The sequence below is a fragment of the Idiomarina ramblicola genome, from assembly GCF_003987255.1.
In the GTDB taxonomy this organism is placed as follows: Bacteria; Pseudomonadota; Gammaproteobacteria; order Enterobacterales; family Alteromonadaceae; genus Idiomarina; species Idiomarina ramblicola.
The window spans coordinates 297646-319484 of sequence record NZ_PIQC01000003.1; the positions used below are offsets into that span (position 1 = coordinate 297646).

24 protein-coding genes are annotated in these 21839 nt (G+C 49.6%); 12 read left to right on the forward strand and 12 right to left on the reverse strand.

Going from position 1 to position 21839, the window contains the following annotated elements:
- Positions 1-41 precede the first annotated feature (41 nt).
- Positions 42-407 carry a SufE family protein gene (locus CWI78_RS04695; RefSeq protein ID WP_126780743.1) on the forward strand — a complete coding sequence of 122 codons (366 nt, stop codon included), beginning with the start codon at positions 42-44 and terminating at the stop codon, positions 405-407.
- A 56-nt stretch (positions 408-463) separates the two neighbouring features.
- Here the strand turns inward: CWI78_RS04695 and CWI78_RS04700 are convergent, their stop codons facing one another.
- The 5 genes from CWI78_RS04700 to CWI78_RS04720 form a co-directional block, all read right to left on the reverse strand.
- On the reverse strand, positions 464-772 hold the full coding sequence (locus CWI78_RS04700; RefSeq protein ID WP_126780745.1) for a transcriptional regulator: 309 nt from the start codon (positions 770-772) through the stop codon (positions 464-466).
- Entirely contained in the window at positions 769-2115 is a 1347-nt protein-coding gene (locus CWI78_RS04705) for a type II toxin-antitoxin system HipA family toxin (RefSeq protein WP_126780747.1), read from the reverse strand. The genes CWI78_RS04700 and CWI78_RS04705 overlap by 4 nt, the downstream gene beginning before the upstream one ends.
- 138 nt (positions 2116-2253) lie before the next feature.
- Positions 2254-3036 (reverse strand): tRNA cyclic N6-threonylcarbamoyladenosine(37) synthase TcdA, encoded by a 783-nt coding sequence (tcdA, locus tag CWI78_RS04710; RefSeq protein WP_126780749.1) that lies wholly within the window; start codon positions 3034-3036, stop codon positions 2254-2256.
- Positions 3029-3448 (reverse strand): PAS domain-containing protein, encoded by a 420-nt coding sequence (locus CWI78_RS04715; protein ID WP_053954532.1) that lies wholly within the window; start codon positions 3446-3448, stop codon positions 3029-3031. The genes tcdA and CWI78_RS04715 overlap by 8 nt, the downstream gene beginning before the upstream one ends.
- Entirely contained in the window at positions 3445-4473 is a 1029-nt protein-coding gene (locus CWI78_RS04720; protein WP_126751939.1) for a response regulator, read from the reverse strand. Before CWI78_RS04720 ends, CWI78_RS04715 begins: the two co-directional genes overlap by 4 nt.
- A 279-nt stretch (positions 4474-4752) precedes the next feature.
- Between CWI78_RS04720 and CWI78_RS04725 the strand changes: the two genes are divergently transcribed.
- Positions 4753-5310, forward strand: a complete 558-nt coding sequence (locus CWI78_RS04725) for an REP-associated tyrosine transposase (protein ID WP_126780751.1) — start codon at positions 4753-4755, stop codon at positions 5308-5310.
- 89 nt (positions 5311-5399) lie between these two features.
- Here the strand turns inward: CWI78_RS04725 and CWI78_RS04730 are convergent, their stop codons facing one another.
- The 5 genes from CWI78_RS04730 to rppH all read right to left on the reverse strand — a co-directional run bounded on the left by CWI78_RS04730 (position 5400) and on the right by rppH (position 10894).
- Entirely contained in the window at positions 5400-6251 is an 852-nt protein-coding gene (locus CWI78_RS04730; protein ID WP_126780753.1) for a thymidylate synthase, read from the reverse strand.
- Between the two features lie 245 nt (positions 6252-6496).
- Positions 6497-7288 carry a prolipoprotein diacylglyceryl transferase gene (lgt, locus tag CWI78_RS04735; protein WP_126780755.1) on the reverse strand — a complete coding sequence of 264 codons (792 nt, stop codon included), beginning with the start codon at positions 7286-7288 and terminating at the stop codon, positions 6497-6499.
- 23 nt (positions 7289-7311) lie between these two features.
- Complete coding sequence (locus tag CWI78_RS04740) at positions 7312-8103, reverse strand: sulfite exporter TauE/SafE family protein (protein ID WP_126780757.1); 792 nt, start codon at positions 8101-8103, stop codon at positions 7312-7314.
- A 2-nt stretch (positions 8104-8105) separates the two neighbouring features.
- Positions 8106-10376, reverse strand: coding sequence for a phosphoenolpyruvate--protein phosphotransferase (gene ptsP, locus CWI78_RS04745; RefSeq protein ID WP_208642037.1), 2271 nt, complete (start codon positions 10374-10376; stop codon positions 8106-8108).
- A gap of 5 nt (positions 10377-10381) precedes the next feature.
- Positions 10382-10894, reverse strand: a complete 513-nt coding sequence (gene rppH / locus CWI78_RS04750; protein ID WP_126780761.1) for an RNA pyrophosphohydrolase — start codon at positions 10892-10894, stop codon at positions 10382-10384.
- A 94-nt stretch (positions 10895-10988) separates the two neighbouring features.
- Here rppH and mutH point away from each other — a divergent pair, with 94 nt between their 5' ends.
- Positions 10989-11663: a DNA mismatch repair endonuclease MutH gene (mutH, locus tag CWI78_RS04755; protein ID WP_126780763.1), complete on the forward strand. Its 675-nt coding sequence runs from the start codon at positions 10989-10991 to the stop codon at positions 11661-11663.
- Between the two features lie 58 nt (positions 11664-11721).
- Positions 11722-12393 (forward strand): DUF2982 domain-containing protein, encoded by a 672-nt coding sequence (locus CWI78_RS04760; RefSeq protein ID WP_126780765.1) that lies wholly within the window; start codon positions 11722-11724, stop codon positions 12391-12393.
- Positions 12394-12404: 11 nt separating this feature from the next.
- Here the strand turns inward: CWI78_RS04760 and CWI78_RS04765 are convergent, their stop codons facing one another.
- Complete coding sequence (locus CWI78_RS04765; protein WP_126780767.1) at positions 12405-13139, reverse strand: EAL domain-containing protein; 735 nt, start codon at positions 13137-13139, stop codon at positions 12405-12407.
- A 152-nt stretch (positions 13140-13291) separates the two neighbouring features.
- On the opposite strand from CWI78_RS04765, the gene CWI78_RS04770 reads away from it, so the two are divergent.
- The 8 genes from CWI78_RS04770 (at position 13292) to arcA (ending at position 21332) form a co-directional block, all read left to right on the forward strand.
- The gene (locus CWI78_RS04770) at positions 13292-13714 is read left to right on the forward strand and encodes an ATP-dependent zinc protease family protein (protein WP_126780769.1); all 423 of its coding nucleotides are present in this window, start codon (positions 13292-13294) and stop codon (positions 13712-13714) included.
- Positions 13711-14616 carry a 30S ribosomal protein S6--L-glutamate ligase gene (gene rimK / locus CWI78_RS04775; RefSeq protein ID WP_126780771.1) on the forward strand — a complete coding sequence of 302 codons (906 nt, stop codon included), beginning with the start codon at positions 13711-13713 and terminating at the stop codon, positions 14614-14616. The genes CWI78_RS04770 and rimK overlap by 4 nt, the downstream gene beginning before the upstream one ends.
- A 1-nt stretch (position 14617) precedes the next feature.
- Positions 14618-15640 (forward strand): succinylglutamate desuccinylase/aspartoacylase family protein, encoded by a 1023-nt coding sequence (locus tag CWI78_RS04780; protein ID WP_126780773.1) that lies wholly within the window; start codon positions 14618-14620, stop codon positions 15638-15640.
- Positions 15630-15986, forward strand: coding sequence for an Hpt domain-containing protein (locus tag CWI78_RS04785; RefSeq protein WP_126780775.1), 357 nt, complete (start codon positions 15630-15632; stop codon positions 15984-15986). Before CWI78_RS04780 ends, CWI78_RS04785 begins: the two co-directional genes overlap by 11 nt.
- 78 nt (positions 15987-16064) lie before the next feature.
- On the forward strand, positions 16065-17771 hold the full coding sequence (locus tag CWI78_RS04790) for a DUF342 domain-containing protein (protein WP_126780777.1): 1707 nt from the start codon (positions 16065-16067) through the stop codon (positions 17769-17771).
- Between the two features lie 16 nt (positions 17772-17787).
- The gene (locus CWI78_RS04795) at positions 17788-18792 is read left to right on the forward strand and encodes a class I SAM-dependent methyltransferase (RefSeq protein ID WP_126780779.1); all 1005 of its coding nucleotides are present in this window, start codon (positions 17788-17790) and stop codon (positions 18790-18792) included.
- Positions 18793-18889: 97 nt separating this feature from the next.
- Positions 18890-20509 (forward strand): ATP-binding protein, encoded by a 1620-nt coding sequence (locus tag CWI78_RS04800; protein WP_126780781.1) that lies wholly within the window; start codon positions 18890-18892, stop codon positions 20507-20509.
- 100 nt (positions 20510-20609) lie between these two features.
- On the forward strand, positions 20610-21332 hold the full coding sequence (gene arcA, locus CWI78_RS04805) for a two-component system response regulator ArcA (protein WP_054491171.1): 723 nt from the start codon (positions 20610-20612) through the stop codon (positions 21330-21332).
- Here arcA and CWI78_RS04810 read toward each other — a convergent pair.
- The gene (locus CWI78_RS04810) at positions 21326-21676 is read right to left on the reverse strand and encodes an Hpt domain-containing protein (RefSeq protein ID WP_126780783.1); all 351 of its coding nucleotides are present in this window, start codon (positions 21674-21676) and stop codon (positions 21326-21328) included. The genes arcA and CWI78_RS04810 overlap by 7 nt on opposite strands.
- Positions 21677-21839 lie beyond the last annotated feature (163 nt).

Sequence of the window (21839 nt, forward strand, 5' to 3'; positions counted from 1 at the left end):
TGTGGGAGAATAAAACTCTATTGCCGTAAGGGAGAGTTTACATGGCCAGCTGGGAACAGCTTTTTCGTCACTTAGTTCAACAAGCCAAAAGTCTACCAGAATATCCGGCAGAATGTCGTGATGACGATCATCTGGTGGGTGGCTGCGAGGCGAAGGTGTGGCTGTGGCTGGACACTTCTGACCCACAGGCGGTGGTGATTCGCTTTGATTCGGAGTCACGCATAGTGCGCGGCTTACTGGCGCTGCTGCAACAACGGCTGGACGGCTGCTCTGCTGCTGAGATTTCGACTTTCGATATTGATAAGTTTTACCGTGAAGAAGGCTTAGACAATGCTTTAAGCCCCTCCCGTAGCAACGGCCTGTACCAGGTCGCCAAAACTTTGAAGCTGCGGGTTGTTGAGCGCTGAGTACGTAGCCTGACATTTATGTCAGGTGAGATATCGTCCCTGACATAAATGTCAGGCTACGTCCTTAATGTTCGGCGCTTTAACCGGGCGGATGCCGGAACCAATCCGACTTTTAGTCCAAAGGGCTTGAATAGTCTATTAATGACGTCACTAGAATAATTACCTAAGTCATTTTCAACTTCTGAAACGGTCTTTCTTGATGTACTCGTTAGCTTGGCATAAACGCTTTGATTCAGCCCTGTTATTTTCTTTCTGAATTCCTGCAACGCTTGTCCCTGGCTTATATCCCCCTGCAATAGCTGCAGTGCAATACGTTCAATAAGGGCTTCTCTTTCTTCGCCGCTAAGCTGGTTATTCTTACTCATAGCAGCCCCCAACGTTGCAGTTTGTCTGGAATATTTGCCAGCCCGACTTTGGGCATAGTCATAATTCTGTTTGGAACACCCCTTTCTCTTAACCTGTCTTCCAAGCCAGTAAGTTGTTCGGCCGTTTTATTCAACTCATCGAGTAATTGCTCCGGTTTAATTAAGTCTGAAAGCTCTTCACAAATGGCGCTAAAGTTATATTCGCCACCGCTTTCCATTGGCTCTCCCCAAACGGTCGATCTTGGCACGCCTTCGGGGTCAGCTCGCATTGGAGCAAAATCATAAATTGGAGTGAGCTTTATGCCGCTTTCATCTCTGAAAAATGCCGTGTTGCGACCGTGATTATCCGAGTTACCAAAAGCGATATTCAATAGATCCCTCCGCACCCATTCGGTTACGAACGCCTCTACATTAAAATAAACTCCCTGCTCTTTCACCATGTATGAGTTTTCAATTTTGCTGACTAACTCACGTATGACATCGGCATGACGAAGACGTACACCGGGGGCTCTTTTTAAAATAGAGTAGACAGACTCCATTGCCTTGCGAGTAACAACCCCGTTAACCACTTCAACATCGAACCTGGGGAGCCAAAGTGACGGAAAGTTATCTCCTTCTTCAAGCCTCATCTGTTCGGTTGCTATGGTGCTAACTCCCATTTCCTCGAGCTCTTGATAAAAGTGATATTCCGCGCGCAGGATATCGCAGTCAATTGGCTTGCGCTGACCCCGGGGAAACTTCACCAGGTAAAATGCGTCCTGAGTATTGGTGTCGTCCTGGAACGTATCTATCCAAACCTCGTCATTATTGTTACACCGCAACAACAGTTTTGGCGCTTCTCCACCCGCCCCGGTGGCTCCCCCGGCAATGGCTCCTCGCTGCTGAGCATATTCAAGAAAACTCGCGTTTCTTTCTACAACGTCGCTGACATTAAACTGAGAAGAGTTTATAGCTTCTTTCTGGCTTTCGACGGCTTCCTTTATTCTCAAATGCCCGACAGGTGCAATCGCTGCTTTTTCCAGTAGCAGCAGATTCTGTTCACTTAGTGGCGAGTTGGATATTTCAAGCTGGTCCACCCAAAACCTTCGTGCCGCACCGCTTGGGATAATATCGTCAAGGAAACGAAGCCAACCGGGTTGATCGTCATCATCAAAATAAAGCTGAACGGGATGGTTTAATGAAACAGCATGGTGGTCATCCTGCTCCAGGTGCTCAATAGCGTAGTCCGTTTTATACTGGACTTGTACATCGGGCTCATTCTGCCCGGTTCGTTCAGTAAAAGTTAACTCGGCTATGTCCTGCCATTGGCTTTGCAGATAAGCCTGTACTGTTAGACTATTCATGACACACCTAAAATTGAGTGATATTACACTCAAAATAGACAAAAAAATCTATTTTTGCAACCTATATCACGCAAATTGGAATTTTGGTAGCCTGACATTCATGTCAGGTGGGATACTGTTCCTGACATGAATGTCAGGCTAAGGGCTCAATCGTTTCAAAAGCGTAGCGGTGGCTTGCATGGCAAAACTGCAGGTAACCACCATAGCGGCGCCAAAGCCGGAGCTGCAGTCCATTCGCATGGAGCCGGAGCCGGGTTTTTGCAGTGTCACTTCGCCTTCCTGCTGACCGGAAATAATGGGATAACGCAATTGCTCTTCAGAATACACGCAGTCGACGCCCCATTTACGCTTGGGGTTCTTGGAAAAGCCGTAGTCGCGACGCAATTGTGAACGAACCTTAGCCAGTAGCGGATCTTGTTTGGCTTTGGCTAAGTCGCCAACGCGGATCATGCCTGGGTCTATCTGCCCACCAGCACCGCCGCACACCACTAAGCGTAGCTTGCGGCGTTTGCACCAGGCGACTAAGGCGGCTTTGGTATTGACGCTGTCTATGGCGTCAAGCACGGCATCGGCGCCGGTTAAGTATTTTTCGAAGTTTTCCGGCAGCAAAAAGTCATCGATAACCGTTACTTCACAGTTGGGGTTAATGCTTTTCACCCGCTGTGCCAGTACCTCGGTTTTGAGCTGGCCAATGGTGTCATCGGTAGCCGGTAGCTGACGATTAATATTGGTGGTGCACACATCGTCTAAATCAATGAGTGTCAGCTTGCCAATGCCGGTGCGCGCCAGTGCTTCCACTGCCCATGAGCCCACGCCGCCAAGCCCGGCGACCACAATGTGTAACTGCTGAAAATGGTTGAGCGCTTGCTGTCCGTAAACACGGCTGACACCACCAAAGCGCTGATCGGGTACTTCACTCATGACTGGGTTGTTCACTCACATCGTAGATAATAATGCCCACCTGATGCACTTCACCACGCGGATTCTTAAGCGGAATTAGGGTCACGTTTTGGTACATCCACTCGCTCTGACCGCTTATAGGACGGCTGTGGCGAAAGCGAAACACATAAGGACGCTGTTGCCAGGTAATAAATACCCGCGAATTCAATTGCCGCACGCGGTCTATTTTACGCTGAAACCAGACCTGGTCGATACCCGGGCAGCAGCGGAATAAATTTTTATCACGCACTTCGCTGGGTCGCAAACCGCTGTGGTTCTGCATAAACTCATTCCACATCTGAATGTTGTTGTCGTTATCGACCACCACAATGCCCACGTCAATGGCACCCAGAATGCTCAGCTTGCTGTGCAGTTCGTCCATATCGTCTATCATTGGTCATCCTCTTCGCTTTGCAGCCAGTGCGCTAACTGTTGGTCGAGAATTTTTACGGCGTCGGCCGGGAACAGCAGTAAGAGGTCAAACGCCAGTTTGTGTTCCGGCAGCTGATAGCCAATTTCTATGGCCAGAATTTTCTGCCAGCGTTGCTCACCGTGTTTCAGTAATTCCTGCATGGACTGGTTTTCGCCAAGCAATACCGGCTGTGACGCCGCAAACTCCACGTGCAATTGCTGGCCTAAACCGTTTAAACAGGCAGAGGATAAAATAGAGGCGACGTCCATTAACGATTCAATGCGCTGCTGCTTCACCGAGCCACTGTCACCCAGTTTTGCACCCAGCAGCTTACCTATGTCGTCAATGGCCGCTTCATTAAACAGGGTTAGTGCCTCACCCAATATACCGCTGCCGGAAAACCCCTGACTGACCGCCGCCACTTGCTGCTTGGCGTCGATGGACTCTATGGCCATGTGCAGTTCAGAAGGCGCAATGAAGTTAACGTTAGGCACCGGCAACTCAATGAACGTGTCCAGCACCCGGGCTAAGTGATCACCCGCCTGGCCCATAGCAACGTTCGAAACCTCGCGGTACACATCCAGCGGATTCGCCGGTGCGTGGGTCTGTTCGTCGGCGACTTTCAGTTGACCACCAGCGGGCTGATAAAGACCGAATTGCTGCAACAGAGTCTGCACCTCTTCGGCCTTCATGGGCTTTTTCACAAACGCCATGGCACCCAATGCCTGCACCCGTTTTTGTGCCTCTGGCTGAATATCGCCGGACACCACAATGACCAGGCTTTCGAGCTGTTCGTCTTTGATTGCCTGCAGAGTTTCGTAGCCGTCTTTTACCGGCATGTTCAAATCCAGAAACAGAATTTCAGCACGCCCTTCACGCACACAAGTAAGCGCTTGCTCACCGTGCTCTGCCTGATGCACCTCGGCATCCCAGTCATCGGGTAGCGTGCGCAACAGCTGTTTCCGCGCCATTTTCGAGTCATCGCACAGGGTGACTTTTAGCGTCATAGTGTCAGGTTTCCGCCCGTTGGTTAATACCGTTATTCTAGCGCAGGCAGTAGCCTGATGCTATTCGTGTAGCCTGACATTCATGTCAGGTGAGATATCGTTCCTGACGTAAACGTCAGGCTACGTGCGATAACCTGCAACGACGCTGATGTAGCCTGACATTCATGTCAGGTGAGATACCGGTCCTGACGTAAACGTCAGGCTACATCAACCAATAAGCTGTTTTCCTACAACACAATGAAATTGACCGTTTCGGGGTTATGACTATTAATTACCGGCATGACTCGTGTGCGCAGATACTACGAAGGTGGATGGTATTTCTTTACCGTCTGCACTCACAAAAGACAGAAAATTTTAACACGGCCAGATGTTTTGGCGGCGTTACGTAGTGCTGTGAAAGAAACCATGCAAACTCATCCGTTTGAAATAGAGGCGTGGATTGTCATGCCTGATCATCTGCACTGCGTATTGAGAATAATGGACACGAATGTCCCTGTTCGATGGGCGAAAATTAAGGCTTTAACTTCTAAAGCGTTACCGGAATTCTCGTCCAAAAACTACAACACGCACTATAAGAATAAAAGCAGGCAAAAGCGTCGGTTAAACAGTCTATGGCAAAAAGGATACTGGGAGCACACAATTCGCAACGAAAAAGAGCTTTATATGTACTTGCTCTATTGCTGCTTTAACCCGGTAAAACACCGTTACGTTTCCAATGCTACCGAATGGCCATATTCAACTTTAAACCAATATTTACGAAACAGGCGCTACCCTGCCGACTGGGCACACATTAACGAATCCTGGGTAGACAGTAACCTCGCCGCATACGACCCTTGATGTCCCATGTGCTGATGTAACCTGCAACGACGCTGATGTAGCCTGACATTCATGTCAGGTGAGGTATCGCTCCTGACGTAAACGTCAGGCTACACGGCGAATGGGTATTTAATGGGTTCGTGGCACTGATAACCGCTGACGGTGAAGTCGTCTTTGCTCACCCAGGTTTCAATGTCTTCTAAAGATTTTATCTCAGGGTTAATGTGCAGCTGAGGCGACGGAAAAGGTTCACGTTTTAGCTGAACATCGCGCATTAACTCCAGCTGGTTCTCATAAATGTGAGCGTTCACTATCTTGTGGTACGCCTTGCCCGGCTTGTGCCCGGTAATTTGTGCGACCAGGGCCAACAGAACAAAGCACTGAATTTGGTTAAAATTAAGCCCCAGCGGTACGTCGCAGCTGCGTTGGTATGAGGTTAGGTAAAGCGTGTCGCCTAACAGCGAAAAGTTGTGGGTATGCATGCAGGGGCGCAAACAACCCAGCTCAAATTCACCGGGGTTATAGAAGGTCACTATTTCGCCGCGGTCATCAATGCCTTTTGACAGGTTATTGATCACTTTTTTTAACTGATCTAAGTGGCTGCCGTCCGGTTTTTGCCATGAACGACCCTGCACACCGTATACACGCCCCATGTCATCTTCGTTTTTGCGGTTCGGGTTATTCAGCCAGGCCTGATTTTCATTGGCATTGGCGTCCCAGGTTTTGCAGCCAATATCACGAAACTGAGCGGCGCTGTCGTAGCCACGCAAATAGCCTAAAAGCTCAGCAATAGCTGACTTATAATAACTTTTGCGAGTGGTAATGAGCGGGAACTGGTTGCTGGCAACATCGTACTCTAAGTCGGCGTTAATCACCGTTAGGCAGTTAATGCCTGTACGTTCGTTTTTAACCCAGACACCTTCGTCGACAATGCGTTGGCACAGCTCTAAATATTGTTTCATTTTTTATATAAATTATGTTGTGCGTAATGTTTTATATCGTACCTGATGCTGTAGCCTGATGCTATTGCATCAGGTGAGATCTTGTCCGTGGAAACCATGTGTAAACATTTGAGGTTGTAGCCTGACGTTTACGTCAGGAACGGCATCTCACCTGACATGAATGTCAGGCTACAGGGTGCACGTAGCCTGATTTTGAAGTAAATCGGCATCTCACCTGACGTAAACGTCAGGCTACAACCACTGCCCTACGCCGTCGGCGGCTTTGCACGAACCATCAGGACAATACCCAGAATGATCATTGGCAGGGTTAGCCACTGGCCCATGGACATACCCAGAGACAGCAAGCCTAAATGCGCATCGGGTTCGCGGAAGAATTCGACAATGAAGCGGGCGATGCCGTAGCCGAGCAGGAACAAGCCACTGACCGCACCAACTCCGCGCGGTTTTCGCTGATACCAAATGATAACGGCAAACAGCAGTAAACCTTCTAATAAGGCTTCGTATAGCTGTGACGGGTGCCGCGGCACCGGCCCGCCGCTGGGAAAGTACATTGCCCATGGCACTTCGGCGGCGCGACCCCAGAGCTCACCGTTAATAAAGTTACCAATGCGGCCGAAAAACAGGCCCATAGGCACTAGCGGGGCAACAAAGTCGCCAACCTGCAGGAATGAGCGTTGCTTTTTACGGGCATACAAATACATCGCTGCAATAACACCCAGCAAGCCGCCATGGAAGGACATACCGCCTTCGTGTATGTAGAACAAGTACAGCGGATTACTGACAAAATACTCAAACTGATAAAACAGTGTATAACCGACACGGCCACCCACAATAACGCCAATAAAGCCCCAGAACAGCAAGTCGCTGAACTGTTCTTTACTCCAGTTAGGATCCTTTTCGGTCTGCCGCATGCCCCAGAAATAAGCAAAGGCAAAAGCGGCTAAGTACGCTAATCCGTACCAGCGAATATCGATAAAACCAATACTGAAAATAACAGGATCAATGGCGGGAAACTGCCAATAGTCATTTGACGGCACTGCTTGTACTCCCTGCTTTATAGTTAATTAAAAATGAGTTGTATGGCGACCAGTATCAGAAAGGCTGCAAATACGCGTTGCAGCTGTTTTACCGGTAATTTGTGCGCCAGTTTAGCACCCAGCGGCGCGAATAACACCGAGGCAACGGAAATACCCACCCAGGCGGGAACATTAATGAGCCCGAAAGCGCCGGTTGCGCGGCCGGACAACCAGCCATTTAACACAAACATCACCACCGAACTGCAGCCAATGATAAAGCTGCCCAGCGACGAAATGGCAATGGCCTGACGCACCGGCAGTCGCATGCGCGTTAAAAATGGCACAGTCAGAGCGCCGCCACCAATACCGACTAAGCCCGAGATGGTACCAATAATGTAACTGCCCAAAGCCACTAATCGCTTCGATACGGTCGTTAATGGCTCACCGGTTTTTTGCGGAAACAGCATGCGGATAGCCAGGGCTATCAGCACAATGGAGAAGATGCGTTTTAACCAGTCCGGGTCAGTGATGGTGACCAGGTAGGCGCCTGTCATGGCACCAATGGACAGACCCGGCAGTACCCGAATAAGCCAGAAGTTCTCCATTAAGCCGTGTTTGGCGTGAGCGCGTGAGGCGCTGGCAGTGGTCATACAAATGGTTGCCAGACTGGTGGCAATGGCACTGGGCACGACCAACTCTGGCGGAACGCCAATAAGCGGCAACAAATAAATGAGTAAGGGCACTATAATTAACCCACCACCAATGCCCAGCATACCGGCTAGTAAACCGGCGACCGCGCCGCCGCCAATACACCAAAGCCAGGTTGTGAGTAGCATGCTTATTTCCCTGCCCTGACAAAACCGCCGAGCCCGATGCTTTCCATCTTCTCGGCAATCATTTTACGAATTTGATCGGGGTTGCGTGCCTGCAGCGCTTTGGCCAGCATCACATTGAGCGTACTGGAACGCACGTTACGCAGTATCCAGCGTACCCGATCCACGTTGTAACTGTTCATACTCAATTGTCTGTAGCCCATAGCCACTAACAATAATGCGCCGCCGGGGTCTCCTGCTAACTCGCCACACACACTCACCGGTTTGCCTATTTCTTCACAGCGCCGGGCAATTTCGTCCAGACTGGCTAATACCGCCGGGTGATAGGCGTCATACAGGCTGGCAACGCGACGGTTGTTGCGATCAACGGCCAGCAAGTACTGTGTCAGGTCGTTGCTGCCGACCGAGAAAAAGTCGACTTTGCTGGCCATGGCCGGCAACTGATAAATGGCCGCCGGAACTTCTATCATTACCCCCAGCTGCGGCTGAAACAAGTTCACGCCCACTTCACAGCCCTGCTCTTCGGCAACTTCGAAGTACGCCTGCTTGATCAACCGTGATGCTTCGTCCACTTCGCTGGTGCTGGTGATCATGGGCAGTAAAATACGCAGATTGCTTTTACCAATGCTGGCCCGCAGCATGGCGCGAATTTGAATCAGGAAAATTTCCGGGTGGTCGAGTGTTAACCGTATGCCGCGCCAGCCCAAAAAGGGGTTGTCTTCTTTTAACGGAAAATAAGGCAGCGGTTTATCACCACCAACGTCCAGCGTTCGCATCACCACCGGCTGATCTGGAAACTGTTCCAGTACTTCCTGATACATCTCGGTTTGTTCGTCTTCGGTCGGTAACTGATCGCGCATCATAAACGGAATTTCTGAGCGATACAGACCCACGCCATCTATGTTCAGCGTTTTTAAGTAGTCATGCGTCACATCCAGGCCTAAGTTGAGATGCAGGCTGATGCGCTCACCGTCCTGGGTTTCGGCCGGTAGATGACTGTGTTCGGTAACAATGTCGCGCAGTTCTTGTTCTTCTTCGGCTAACTGGTGGAACTGAGTGAGTACCTGCGCCGGCGGGTCAATGTAAATTTCGCCGGTGTAGCCGTCGACCGCCAGTTGTCGGTCAGAAAAGAAGTGCAACTCAATGTCGTCAACACCCAGCACCGCCGGAATGTTCATGCTGCGCGCCATAATAGCTGCGTGCGAGTTGCTGGAACCGTTTAACGAGATGATGCCGGCTATTTGGTCGCGCGGTAGCTCGGCCAGCATAGAAGCCGTTACCTCGTCCGCAATCAAAATAAAGGTGTCAGGTAGCGGTTTGCGTCTGCGCTGTCGGTTTTGCAAATGCAAAAGCACCCGCTGACCAATGTCGCGCACATCGGTTGCACGCTCCCGAAGGTAAGAGTCTTCCAGCGCTTCAAACTGAGCGACAAACTGCTCGACCACGTATTTTAAAGCGGTTTGCGCGCGCCAGCCTTCTTTGATCATGTTTTCTACCGCGTCGCCCATACTGGCGGCGTCTAACATGCCCTGATACACATCGAATATGGCCAGCGTGTCGTCCGGTACCTGCCCGGCCATACGTCGGGACAATTCTTTTAAGTCGGCCCGGGTGCGGGCAACCGCCTGACGAAACTTGCGAATTTCATGAATGGGTTTGTCAGAGCGCCGTGGTGTGACTTCATCTAAGCGCGCTTCGGGGCGTGAGACATAAGCTTCCCCCACTGCTACACCGGGTGAACCGGGCAGGCCTCTTAAGCTGTGTATCCAGGGTGAGTGCTCACTGACCAGCAAGCCTTTGGCATCCGCGTGGGCGATAACCGCCGCTAACTGCGCTGCTAGGGTAACGATAAAGGCTTCTTCTTCACGGCTGAAGTGCCGGGCGACGCTTTGGTGAACCACCACAATACCCAGTACTTTACGCCGGTGGATAATAGGCGCAGCCAGCAACCCACGGTAAATGCTTTCGTTGGTGTCGCTGAGCTTTTTATTAGCGGGGTGCATGCTGGCGTCGGCAATGTTCAGTGGCTCTTCACGCTGTGCCGCTAAACTGATAATACCTTCGCCAAAGTCAACCCGAACCGGGTTGCCGTCTTCAGCTCGCAGGCCGTCACTGGCGGCCATCACAAACTGTTTTTGATCGTTGTCGGCCAAAAACACACTGCAACTATCCGTTTCTAAGGCTTCGCGCACCTGCCCCACCATGGTGCTTAACGCCATGTTGAAATCAGGTGCTTTGTTTACGCCCTCGACTATCCGTTGCAGTGTAACCAGCATCATGTTTATCGTTTGCGCCTGTGCTGACGCCCTCCCGAGGAACGAAATGGCATAGCATGTGAGGCAAACTCTTTCATCACCCGACGGTAAACATCGCGTTTGAAGGATACGACCTGCCGCACCGGATACCAAAAACTGACCCAGCGCCAGCCATCAAATTCAGGATGACCTGAATGTAATACATCTACGTCTTCTTCACGACATTTCAGCCGTAACAAAAACCACTTTTGCTTTTGTCCAACACACATGGGCCGCTGTTCACGTCGAATTAAGCGCTTTGGCAAGCGATAACGCAACCATTGACGGCTGGTGTACAGAATTTCAACCTGCTCTGGCTTTAACCCGACCTCTTCGTAGAGTTCGCGGTACATTGCCTGCTCAGGGGTCTCGCCTTCGTGAATTCCGCCTTGCGGAAACTGCCAGCTTTGCTGGTTAATTCGACGAGCCCAAAATACCTGCCCATGCCCGTTACAGATGACGATTCCTACGTTTGCCCGGAACCCTTCTGCATCTATCACGCGAGCATCCTCAATTATTCTCTGTTACAGTGGATTCTTCCATAAAGCCCGGTTGCGGGCAAATGCTGATTCACTATTTACGAAGATTTAAGCCATGACCGACAAGCCACAACGCCCTCAGTCCATTGACGAATTGTTCCAGCGCGCGGCGGCTTTAGCGGGTCGTTCGTTTGCGGAGCTAGCGGCCGAAACCGGCCTGCAGGTACCCAAAGACTTGCGCCGCGACAAAGGCTGGGTCGGTCAGCTTTTAGAGCTGCAACTGGGCGCTACCGCGGGCTCTAAGCCTACACAGGACTTCCCTGAATTAGGGGTTGAACTGAAAACCCTGCCGGTAACCCCCGAAGGTGAGCCACTGGAAACCACGTTTGTGTGTACCGCGCCACTGGTGAATATTCAGGGCATCCAGTGGGCCACTTCTAACGTACGAAATAAATTACAACAAGTGTTGTGGCTGCCCATAGATGGCCGCCGCGAGGTGCCTTTGGCTGAGCGTGTAGTCGGCAGCGCCTTTTTATGGATTCCCAGCGCCGAAGAAGAAGCCTTGCTGCGTAACGACTGGGAAGAACATATGGACCGTATTGCATTAGGCCAGGTTGAGACGATTACCGCACGCCAGGGCGAAGCGATGCAGATTCGGCCTAAAGCAGCGGATGGCTCTGCCTTAACCGATGCGATTGGACCGGACGGTACTATAATTGAAGTACGCCCACGGGGCTTTTATCTTAAGAAGGATTTCACCCGCAAAATATTGCAACGGATGTTTATGTAGCCCACGACGTAGCCTGACATTTATGTCAGGTGAGATATTCGTCAGTCCAGGAGGAGTTATGCAGTTTAATGTCAGTCCACAAGCTAAGCGCAACGCATTAACCTTTTGTGGGTTAGCGGTACTGCTGTTTGCACTGCTGGTGTTTTTACACTTAGTGCGGGACGACATTCCGGTGGGTGTTTCTGTGGTGCTGGGCGCAACATCCGGTATATTTTTGCTGTTAGGCATTGGTAAAGTGATAGAACCACCGGTGTCACTGGTCATTACCGAAGAAGACATTCGTTATTTGCATCGCCGCGGTCAGTGGCAGATTCGCTGGGAAAACATTATTCGCTACGACGTACCACGGGTAAACCGGGTTATGGAATTAGAAGACGCCCCTTTTCTTGGCTTCCGGCTTTACCACGTAGAAGAGGTTCTGGATGACATTTCTCCGCGTCTGGCCTCTGCGTTATTGTTTGAGCAGCGTCAGTTGCTGACCATGGCATTACGGCATCAGGCACCGGATCGCGAGGACTACACGCCCTACTTTGATATTCCGGACAGCTATATCAGCCCTAACGGCACTGTTTACAAAGGCCTGATTGGCGTATTTGGCAAGCGTATGGAGCAAATGCGGGAATTACTGGGCTACGACCTGTACGTGAGTGCAAACTCGCTGGACCGCGACATTTACGACTTTAAAGCGCATTTACAGAAGTTACAGGCCACCCGTAACGGTGATGCGTAATTACGCTCGCATCACGGAAAATTAACGTCCTGAATGGCTTCCAGCATAGGCTTTTGAAAATAATACCCCTGCATTAGGGTGATACCACTGTCGCGCAGATATTTGTACTCGTCTTCGGTTTCTATGCCTTCGGCAATAAGCTGAATACCCAGCTCTTCGCCAATTTGCTGAATAGAACGTACCAGAGTTTGTTTCACTTTGTTCTGGCAGATATCACGAATCAGCTTCATGTCAATTTTCAGAATGTCGGGCTGAAAGTCAGCCAGTAGATTGAGCCCGGCATAACCCGCACCAAAGTCATCAATGGCCGTTTTAAAGCCTTCTTTTCGGTAAGCTTCAAACACTTCCACCAAAAACTGCTGACTGACCACCTGCTCCTGCTCAGTCACCTCAAAAATGATGTTGTTGCGATTAAATTGGGTTCTTTTAGCCGTTTCCAAGGTTTTTTCCAGGCAAGTTTCCGGCTCGTAAATGGCATTGGGCATGAAGTTAATGCTTAAGCTGCCTGGCAATTTAATGCGCGACGCGGTTTCAATGGCTTGCACCCGACAACTTTGGTCAAAGGTGTACTTATTCTCTTCTGTTACTTGCCCCAAGATACGTCCGGCACCTTCCCCATTTTCGCCACGAACCAGGGCTTCATAGGCGAATACATTTTTTTTTGCAATATCCACAATGGGCTGAAAGGCCATTTTTATACCAAAACCAAGAGGTTTACGGCAATTACAAGTTGGGCAAGCAGACATAGGCTATCCTTAGTAGAGTCGTATGACTTAGCATCTGATGTAAACTATCAGATTTCAAAAACAACGTAAAAATTACGATGATTGATCAATAAAAATTGCGTTTTTATAAAAATACTGTATTAAGCACTCAAGATTGATAACAAGGTAACCCGATGACAACAATTGGTTGGCAAGAGTGGGGAGCACTTCCTGAGCTCCATATTAACCCAATTCATATGAAAGTAGATACAGGCGCTAAAACCTCCTGCTTGCATGCATTTAAGCTTGAGCCTTTTGAGCGCGATGGTCAGGAATGGCTGCGTATTTTTATGCACCCGGAACAAGGCTCCCTGCGCGAACAAGTTTGCGAAGCGCCCGTTTTTGATAAGCGCGAAGTGACCGATTCCGGCGGTCACACCGAAACCCGCTATGTGATCCGAACACGGTTACAACTGGGTAAGTTTGACGAGGCAGTCGAGCTGACGTTAACTAACAGAGACACCATGAAATTCCGGATGCTATTAGGCCGACAAGCCATGCGTGGACAGTTCATCGTCGACCCACAAGCCTCTCACTTATTAGGAGAACAACCATGAGAATTGCGATTTTATCGCGTAACGCGTCGCTTTATTCAACGCGCCGCTTAGTCGAAGCTGCTGAGCAGCGCGGCCACGAGGTTGATGTACTGAACCCATTGAGATGCTACATGGACATCAACGCACGCGAATCGTCGATTCACAAACACGGCAAAGAACTGCCCGTTTACGACTGTGTCATTCCACGTATTGGTGCATCTGTCACCTTTTACGGCACTGCGGTTTTACGCCAGTTTGAGATGATTGGCAGCTACCCGTTGAATGAGTCGGTCGCTATTTCCCGTAGTCGTGACAAATTACGCTCGTTACAGCTTTTATCGCGTAAAGGAATTGGCCTGCCGACTACTGGGTTTGCCAGCCAGCCACAGGACATTCCTGACTTAATTGATATGGTCGGTGGCGCACCGCTGGTGATTAAGCTGCTGGAAGGGACTCAGGGTATTGGTGTGGTATTAGCGGAAACCCGTCAGGCGGCAGAGAGCGTGATTGAAGCCTTTATGGGTCTGCAGTCTCACTTCATGGTGCAGGAATATATTAAAGAAGCCGGTGGCGCCGATATTCGTTGCCTGGTTATTGGCGACAAGGTCATTGCCGCTATGAAGCGTCAGGCCAAAGCCGGTGAGTTTCGCTCGAACCTGCACCGCGGTGGCAGCGCGTCGCTGGTGAAATTAACGCCGGCAGAACGGGCAACGGCGGTTAAAGCGGCTAAGACCATGGGGCTGAATGTGGCCGGTGTGGATATCTTACGCTCTAACCATGGGCCGCTGGTCATGGAAGTGAATTCGTCACCGGGCCTGGAAGGTATTGAACAGGCAACGGATAAAGATGTTGCCGGGCAAATTATCAGCTTTCTTGAGAAAAATGCCAAAGCTCATAAAACCCGTACCAAAGGACGTGGCTAGAATGAAGCGTTTCGAGATTGGCGGACAATATGTAGAACCCGGATCGCATCAGCACATTACGCTGCCAGCGTTGCGTTTATATAACGACGCGCCGCTGGATTTGCGTATTGATGTGTTTCATGGCACCAAGCCCGGTCCGGTGTTGCTGGTCAGCGCCGCCATTCACGGGGACGAGCTAAACGGTATTGAGGTTTGCCGGCGTTTAATTAACACCATCGATGCGCGCGAACTCAGCGGCACTCTGGTGGTGGTTCCGATTGTGAACTTATTTGGTTTTATTCAGCAGTCCCGCTACCTGCCCGACCGACGCGATTTAAACCGCTGCTTCCCGGGCTCTGAGCGCGGCGCGATGGGAAGCCGCATGGCGTATTTGTTCAGCGAAGAGCTGGTAAAAAAATCTACTCACATTGTAGATTTGCATACCGGTGCCATTAACCGCAGCAATCTGCCGCAGATTCGCGTTGATGTTGAAAACGAGCAGGCACTGGCAATGGCAAAAGCCTTTAGTACCCCCGTTATTCTGCACTCCAAAGAACGCGATGGTTCACTGCGGGCACTTGCCAACGAACTGAATATTCCGCTGATTCTCTATGAAGCGGGTGAAGCGCTGCGCTTTGATGAGGCCTCGATAAGTGCTGGTGTCATTGGCGTTCAAAACGTTATGAAACACCTGAAAATTATGAAAGGCCGCCGCCGCGGGCGCCGTGTTACTCCGGTTATAGCGCGCCGTTCTACCTGGGTTCGGGCAGAACGTGATGGCCTTATCATTCCAAAAGTTGAGTTAGGTCAAACCATTCAAAAGCAACAAGTATTAGCGTTAAGCGTGAGTCCACATGGTGGCGAAGGCGATGAGGTTGAATCGCCGGTGCGAGGCATTATCATAGGCTGCAGCAACATTCCGGTCGCCAATGAAGGCGAAGCTTTATTCAATGTTGCGCAATTTGACAAAGATACCATGTCGGATGCGACCGAGAGTGTCGATTCTTTTACTGAGGTGTACGAAAACAAGGCTTATGAGCAGTAAGTTAGCGAAGATTGATTTTAATCAGGGCTTGCGCCATTGCGATGGGCAACAAAGCCTGTATAGGGAAGTACTGATTTGTTATCTCGATCAGTTCCGTCCTTTGCTCAGCGACGAATTACTATTGAATGATGTTGAAAATGCACGTTTGCAATTGCATACATTAAAAAGTTTGAGTGCGACAATTGGGGCTGCTGACTTAAGCCAACTGGCTGCACAACTATTCAAAGACTGGCAACAAAAAGACCAGCAGCAACGTACCGAAGCCATTAGACAAGTTAATACGCATTTGGAAACCGTCAATGGCAAAATAGAAAGCTACTGTAAAGAAATTGTTGTCAACGATTAAAATTAATACAAAAAGATCTTAATATTCGTTAAAATGACCCGATAAAAATTATAACAACCGTTAGAAAACAGGCGCCTTATGTCTAGTCCGGTCAATTTCCGGGTTTCTGAAAGAGACGTTTACATCAGCATTGATGCCGGCACGGCTCCGTCAGAGGTCAAAGCAGAGCAATTACAGAAAGCATGGCAGGCTTCTGAGCTTTCGGCTGCGAAATTGCTAGACCCGCAAATGCTGACGCAAACGGCTACTAAGTACGCTCAACACCACAGCAAAGACTCCAACAGCAGTATCCCCTTCCAGGTCATTATTGCCGAAATTTTTGATGCCGACCTGAACTTACTCGTGAGTGACGACGACATGAAAGTCACAGCCAGCGCTATTGTTGGTTATGGCGGTAAAGCCCTCACGCAAGAAGCGATTATTGCCAAGCTGAAGGAAAAAAAGATAACCTCCGGCATTCAACGCAAAGCCATTGATGCCTTGGTGGAACACACCAGTGAGGCGCCGCCCGGGGCGGAACTGTCTGTTACCGTCGCGAAGGGCAAACATCCGATTAATGGCAGCAACGCGAAGTTTAAGCCTTTAGCCGACGACGCGCGCAAACGCGTCTTACGACCTCAGTTGCGCGAAGACGGTACCGCCGACATGCGCGATTTAGGTGCCGAAGTCACGGTTGATTCAAACCAGCCACTATTGCAGAAGATCCCACCCAGCAAAGGCCGTCCGGGCTTTACTGTGTTTGGCCAGGAACTGGAAGCTCAGGACGGTGAAGACCGCGACTTTAAACCCGGAGAAGGCACTCGCATTAGTGAAACAGACGCCAATATGATTGTTGCTGACCGCACGGGTATGCCCAGCTTTAACGACAACGGTGTGCAAGTGGACGATGTCATGCAATTAAACAATGTGGATGTATCAACCGGCCACGTTAAGTTTAAAGGCAGTGTCATTGTCAGCGGTAATATCAGTGAAGGCATGAAAGTGACTTGCTCGGGCGACATTACCGTTGGCGGGTATGTCGACTCTGCAGAACTGTACGCTGACGGAAACATCACCGTGCGTAAAGGCTGCATTGGCCGCTTACTCAACTCTGGAGAAACCGCTGAGTACGACGAAGATGCCGACGACTGGATACCGGACGTTTCGACCAAACTGGTGGCTGGTGGCTCTGTCTGGTGCGCCTACGCCCAGTATTCGTATTTAGATGCGAAAAATGGTGTACATACCGACAAACAGCTCACTCATTGTCATGTCATAACCCAGGGCCCGCTGGCCATTGGTGGCGAGGGTCGCAATGCACGCGGCAAACTCATTGGCGGTACCATCGAAACCTGTGATCACATTTATTGTGGTCAGTTAGGCGCGCCAGCCGGAACCAAAACACGCATATACTGGTCTCTGCCGCCGGTTGACCCACAGTCACTTGAGCATTTAAAAAATATGCGGGGCTTGTTAGCCAAAACCCTGGCCCGTGTCAAAACGGTACAGCAAGGGCTAGATAAGTGCGCAACACTGGAAGATGGCCCTAAAAAACTTGAGTATCAAAAGAAACTCAAGGGAGAACTGCGTAAGCTGAAAGCACGTATTACCACCACCCGCATCAGCATTGACTCGGTACTGGAGGCTTTTGAAAATCACCCGGTACTGCGCACCATGGTAAGCAAAGAAGTGTTCCCGGGCATTTTGTATCTTTTTAAAGAAAAAAGTCTGCGCATTAAGGAACACCGCAATGGTACAATGTTCCTACTTCAGGACAAACAACTGCGAGTAGACAGCTTGCTTTAAGCGGTAAAAAATCACTATGTCATCTGCAATTCTATCTATGCTTGGGCGCCAATCCGCCCAACCCTGGGCTACTGGTTCACTATTAGTTATTCACCCTGGCGGCGATGAACTGTCGGCCTTAACTAATGCTTCTGCCTGGAGTTTTCATGCGGGCCACGCAGCAAGTTGGCAAGCGGCAGGAAGAGAGGTTTATTGCCAGGTGCAGGCACCGGATTTAAGCCAGTACGACGGCGTTTTGATGCTGGTAGCGAAAGAAAAAGAGCTTAACCAATACCTGCTGGAGCAGTTAGCGCTATTACCTGCTGAAACTCCAATCTGGTTTGCCGGTGATAAACGCTCTGGCATTCAGCCGCTGATGAAAAGGCTTCCAGAGTGGTTTCAGCCAGCACAGAAACTGGCATCAGCGAATCATTGTCTGCTATTTTCCAGTGCCCGCAATGCTCAGCTTCACACACCGGCACCGCTGCAAAGCTACGCAAAAACCATTACCTACGAGTTGGAACAACAGCAAAATACTTTTGTTACCCTGCCGGGTGTCTTCAGTCGCGAACATATCGACCCGGCAACCTTACTGCTGTTACAACACGTAAATAGCCTTCCCCGGGGAAGAGGACTGGACTTTGCCTGTGGCGCCGGGGTTATCGCAAAAGAAATTAAACCTTTAACAACTGAACTTATGGCCTGCGATGTCAGTCCTATTGCCATCGCTGCAAGCCAGATGACCTTGTCGGCTGAATCCATAACAGCCGATTTGCGTTTAGCCGATGGAATACCGGAAAATGCCGGGCGCTTTGATTTTATTGTCAGTAATCCGCCTTTTCATACCGGCCAAAGAACCGATTATGAAATTGCCCGTCAATTTATCAAAGATGCACAGCAACACCTTAATAAGCAAGGTGTTTTGAGAATCGTGGCAAATCGATTTTTGCCCTGGCCCGAAGTAATTGAATCGGTTTTTGGCCATTGCGATACGGTTGCCGATGATGGTCGTTATCGTGTTTACCATGCAACTTGTCGATAAATAACCGATTTTTTTGTTTAACCAATGCCTTTTTTGTTAACGCTTTGCTAACATTAATAAACAGGTTACTTTTTTCAGAGATTGAGCCGTAGACTGAATGCATACTATTTCACTGAAGCGCATACTCATTTATATCGTGTTGTTGGTCACCAGCTTCGCGCTTCTTGTGGGCTTTACCATCAACATTGTCAGCCAGGTGGCCCAGTACCAGAATTCTCTGCATGAGCAGGCCTTGTCTTATACCCGGATTGTTGCCGGCAACGCCGCCAGCAGCTTGGTTTTTAATGACAATGCGACAGAAAAACAACGGCTTAACTCGTTACAGAATACCTCGTTCATTCAGCATGTTCACGTTTACAAAATGGACGAAACCAGCAACGAGCTGACGTTTTTTTCCAGCTATAACAAACAGGGTCTGGCCCCTATTCCCGCGCGATTCTCAAAGCTGGACAGGCTTACCACTCCGCAGATCCACGATGACTACATTGAAGTATCGCAGCCGGTGGTGCTGGACGATGAAGTGATTGGTTATGTCTACTTGCGAGCTTCGTTAGAGCAAGCCCGTCTGTTCATGTGGCGCTCTATTGGTGTCGCCGGCGTGGTTTTCGTACTGACCCTTTTACTTTGCTGGCTGGTCACTCTGCGTTTACGTAAGACCATTGTTACTCCGCTGGACTCTGTTGTGGATGTAATTTCACAAGTCGCCCGGGACAAAAATTACTCGCTGCGACTGGCGCCGTCGCAACTGGTCGAGTTTGATATGATGGCGCACGCCTTTAATACCATGCTGGACCGTGTGCAGCAGCATATTAGCCGACAACGACGTGCGGAAGAAGAAGCCAGCCAACTGAACACCGAGCTGGAGCGTCAGGTAACCCAGCGCACTCAAGCGCTAAAAGAGTCAAACAGTGAACTGCTGAAAACACTGGAACAATTGCACCAATATCAGGGACAACTCGTCGAGTCAGAAAAAATGGCCTCGCTGGGTGATATGGTGGCGGGTATTGCACATGAAGTGAACACGCCGATAGGTTTGTCCGTTACCGCCTCTACCCTGCTCCAGGATAAGCTCACCATTATGCAGGAGAAGTTTGATGAAAAGCGTATTTCAACGTCTGAATTTGAACGCTTTTTAAGTGACTGTGACGAAAACCTGCAAATTATCTATCGCAACTTAGGTCGCGCTGCAGACTTAGTCACCAGCTTTAAGCAAGTCGCGGTTGACCAGTCCTCAGAAATTGATCGTGATGTTCATATTCCATCTTTTATGAACGATGTGTTGATTTCCGTTAAGCCACGGCGCCTTGACCCGGATAAATTCCCAATTCAAATTTCTTGTCCGGATGATCTCACTGTACGAGCTAAGGCAGGACCGCTCAATCAGGTACTGATTAACCTGATAGTCAACTCCATGATTCATGCCTTTGACGGTTATGATCACGGGGTCGTTAAGATTCACTTTAATATGCTAAACGACAATGAGCTGGAAATGATTTACAGCGATAATGGTAAAGGGGTGCCAAGTGACATCAGTCGTAAAATATTTGATCCCTTTGTGACCACTAAGCGCGGCTCGGGAGGAAGCGGACTGGGCCTTCATTTGGTGTATAACTTAGTGACCCAAGTGCTGGGCGGAAATATTCACTTCTTTAGTGAGGAAAAGAACGGCGTGGAGTTTATTGTTCGTTTTCCCGTCACTTTAGTCAGCAATGCTTGAAAAATCTCAAACAAAAGTCATAATGTAACGTCATAACTTTTATAAATATAAGTTTAACACCGTACGCACAGCGACGAACTTTCCGGGAAAATCAACGCTTATGAATGCCAGAATACTGATTGTTGAAGACGAAGTTGTTACTCGCCAGACTCTGACCCGTCTATTCCAACAAGAAGGCTACGAAGTTTTTGATGCTGCTGATGGCCTGCAAATGGAAAATATTATGCGCCAGGAACGGGTTGATGTCGTGATTATGGACGTCAACTTACCGGGTAAAAACGGTCTGGAGCTAGCTGAATCACTGCGTGAAAGCGACAACATTGGTTTAATCTTCTTAACCGGCCGTGACAGCGAAGATGATCGCCTGCTGGCACTTGAGTTAGGTGCCGATGACTATCTCATCAAACCCTATAACCCGAAAGAGCTGACCATTCGCGTACGCAACTTGTGCCGCCGTATTGAAGCATCACGCTCAAGCAACCCGGTTGAAAATAACAGTGTTGAATTCCAGTTTCACGGCTGGCGTTTAAACAGTGACAGCCGCTGCCTGTATTCGCCGGAAAACCAAATGTTCCGTCTGCCGAAAAGTGAATACCGCGCGTTGGAATTGTTCTTATCAAACCCTGGCCGCATTCTGGACCGGGAAACGCTGGTTAAGCGTATGCTGGACCGTGAGTTGCGCCCGAATGACCGCACGGTTGATGTTGCCATTCGTCGTATTCGCCGGCATTTCGAATCACACCCTGAAACACCAAACCTGATTACCACCATCCATGGTGAAGGTTATCGCTTTATTGGTGAGGTTGATCAACAAGCTCAGTGATGCTTTGCTAACCAAGCCTCTATTTGCTGCCGGTGCGGAATGACCGCATCGGCCCATTCAATTAATACCCGCTCTGCTACTGGCCATTCCCAGTCTTCTTTCTCAATCTTTTCCATCATCTTAGCTAATGCCGTTAAGCCAATTGAGCTGCAAGCCCCTTTCACTTTGTGCGCTTGTTTTCTTAACTCGTCTTCATTGCGGTCTTTCGCAGCCTGGTGCAGCAACTTCGCGTAGCTTTGAATAATACCGTCAAACGTGGTCAGAGTTGATTTGATGCCTTCGACGCCGAGCGTATCAAGGTATTGCTGCAACAACTCGGTATCTATCGCCGATTTTTCTGCCATCTTTTTGTACTCCATCAATCCAAAACCCTATCCTCGGCGTATTACTGTTTTTAGTCAACCACTGTGCAGAGAGAATCGATTGGGGCAATCGGTGTCACCTGGTTAAATTCTGCGATATAATACCGACCTTTAGACTGAGCCTACTTGATCAAAATCAATTCGG

Excerpts from the sequence above, each read along its gene's own strand:
- CWI78_RS04695 (WP_126780743.1), top strand. The coding sequence starts at position 42 with ATGGCCAGCTGGGAACAGCTTTTTCGTCACTTAGTTCAACAAGCCAAA.
- CWI78_RS04700 (WP_126780745.1), bottom strand. The coding sequence starts at position 772 with ATGAGTAAGAATAACCAGCTTAGCGGCGAAGAAAGAGAAGCCCTTATT.
- CWI78_RS04705 (WP_126780747.1), bottom strand. The coding sequence starts at position 2,115 with ATGAATAGTCTAACAGTACAGGCTTATCTGCAAAGCCAATGGCAGGAC.
- tcdA (WP_126780749.1), bottom strand. The coding sequence starts at position 3,036 with ATGAGTGAAGTACCCGATCAGCGCTTTGGTGGTGTCAGCCGTGTTTAC.
- CWI78_RS04715 (WP_053954532.1), bottom strand. The coding sequence starts at position 3,448 with ATGATAGACGATATGGACGAACTGCACAGCAAGCTGAGCATTCTGGGT.
- CWI78_RS04720 (WP_126751939.1), bottom strand. The coding sequence starts at position 4,473 with ATGACGCTAAAAGTCACCCTGTGCGATGACTCGAAAATGGCGCGGAAA.
- CWI78_RS04725 (WP_126780751.1), top strand. The coding sequence starts at position 4,753 with ATGACTCGTGTGCGCAGATACTACGAAGGTGGATGGTATTTCTTTACC.
- CWI78_RS04730 (WP_126780753.1), bottom strand. The coding sequence starts at position 6,251 with ATGAAACAATATTTAGAGCTGTGCCAACGCATTGTCGACGAAGGTGTC.
- CWI78_RS04740 (WP_126780757.1), bottom strand. The coding sequence starts at position 8,103 with ATGCTACTCACAACCTGGCTTTGGTGTATTGGCGGCGGCGCGGTCGCC.
- ptsP (WP_208642037.1), bottom strand. The coding sequence starts at position 10,376 with ATGCTGGTTACACTGCAACGGATAGTCGAGGGCGTAAACAAAGCACCT.
- mutH (WP_126780763.1), top strand. The coding sequence starts at position 10,989 with ATGACCGACAAGCCACAACGCCCTCAGTCCATTGACGAATTGTTCCAG.
- CWI78_RS04760 (WP_126780765.1), top strand. The coding sequence starts at position 11,722 with ATGCAGTTTAATGTCAGTCCACAAGCTAAGCGCAACGCATTAACCTTT.
- CWI78_RS04765 (WP_126780767.1), bottom strand. The coding sequence starts at position 13,139 with ATGTCTGCTTGCCCAACTTGTAATTGCCGTAAACCTCTTGGTTTTGGT.
- CWI78_RS04770 (WP_126780769.1), top strand. The coding sequence starts at position 13,292 with ATGACAACAATTGGTTGGCAAGAGTGGGGAGCACTTCCTGAGCTCCAT.
- rimK (WP_126780771.1), top strand. The coding sequence starts at position 13,711 with ATGAGAATTGCGATTTTATCGCGTAACGCGTCGCTTTATTCAACGCGC.
- CWI78_RS04780 (WP_126780773.1), top strand. The coding sequence starts at position 14,618 with ATGAAGCGTTTCGAGATTGGCGGACAATATGTAGAACCCGGATCGCAT.
- CWI78_RS04785 (WP_126780775.1), top strand. The coding sequence starts at position 15,630 with ATGAGCAGTAAGTTAGCGAAGATTGATTTTAATCAGGGCTTGCGCCAT.
- CWI78_RS04790 (WP_126780777.1), top strand. The coding sequence starts at position 16,065 with ATGTCTAGTCCGGTCAATTTCCGGGTTTCTGAAAGAGACGTTTACATC.
- CWI78_RS04795 (WP_126780779.1), top strand. The coding sequence starts at position 17,788 with ATGTCATCTGCAATTCTATCTATGCTTGGGCGCCAATCCGCCCAACCC.
- CWI78_RS04800 (WP_126780781.1), top strand. The coding sequence starts at position 18,890 with ATGCATACTATTTCACTGAAGCGCATACTCATTTATATCGTGTTGTTG.
- arcA (WP_054491171.1), top strand. The coding sequence starts at position 20,610 with ATGAATGCCAGAATACTGATTGTTGAAGACGAAGTTGTTACTCGCCAG.
- CWI78_RS04810 (WP_126780783.1), bottom strand. The coding sequence starts at position 21,676 with ATGGCAGAAAAATCGGCGATAGATACCGAGTTGTTGCAGCAATACCTT.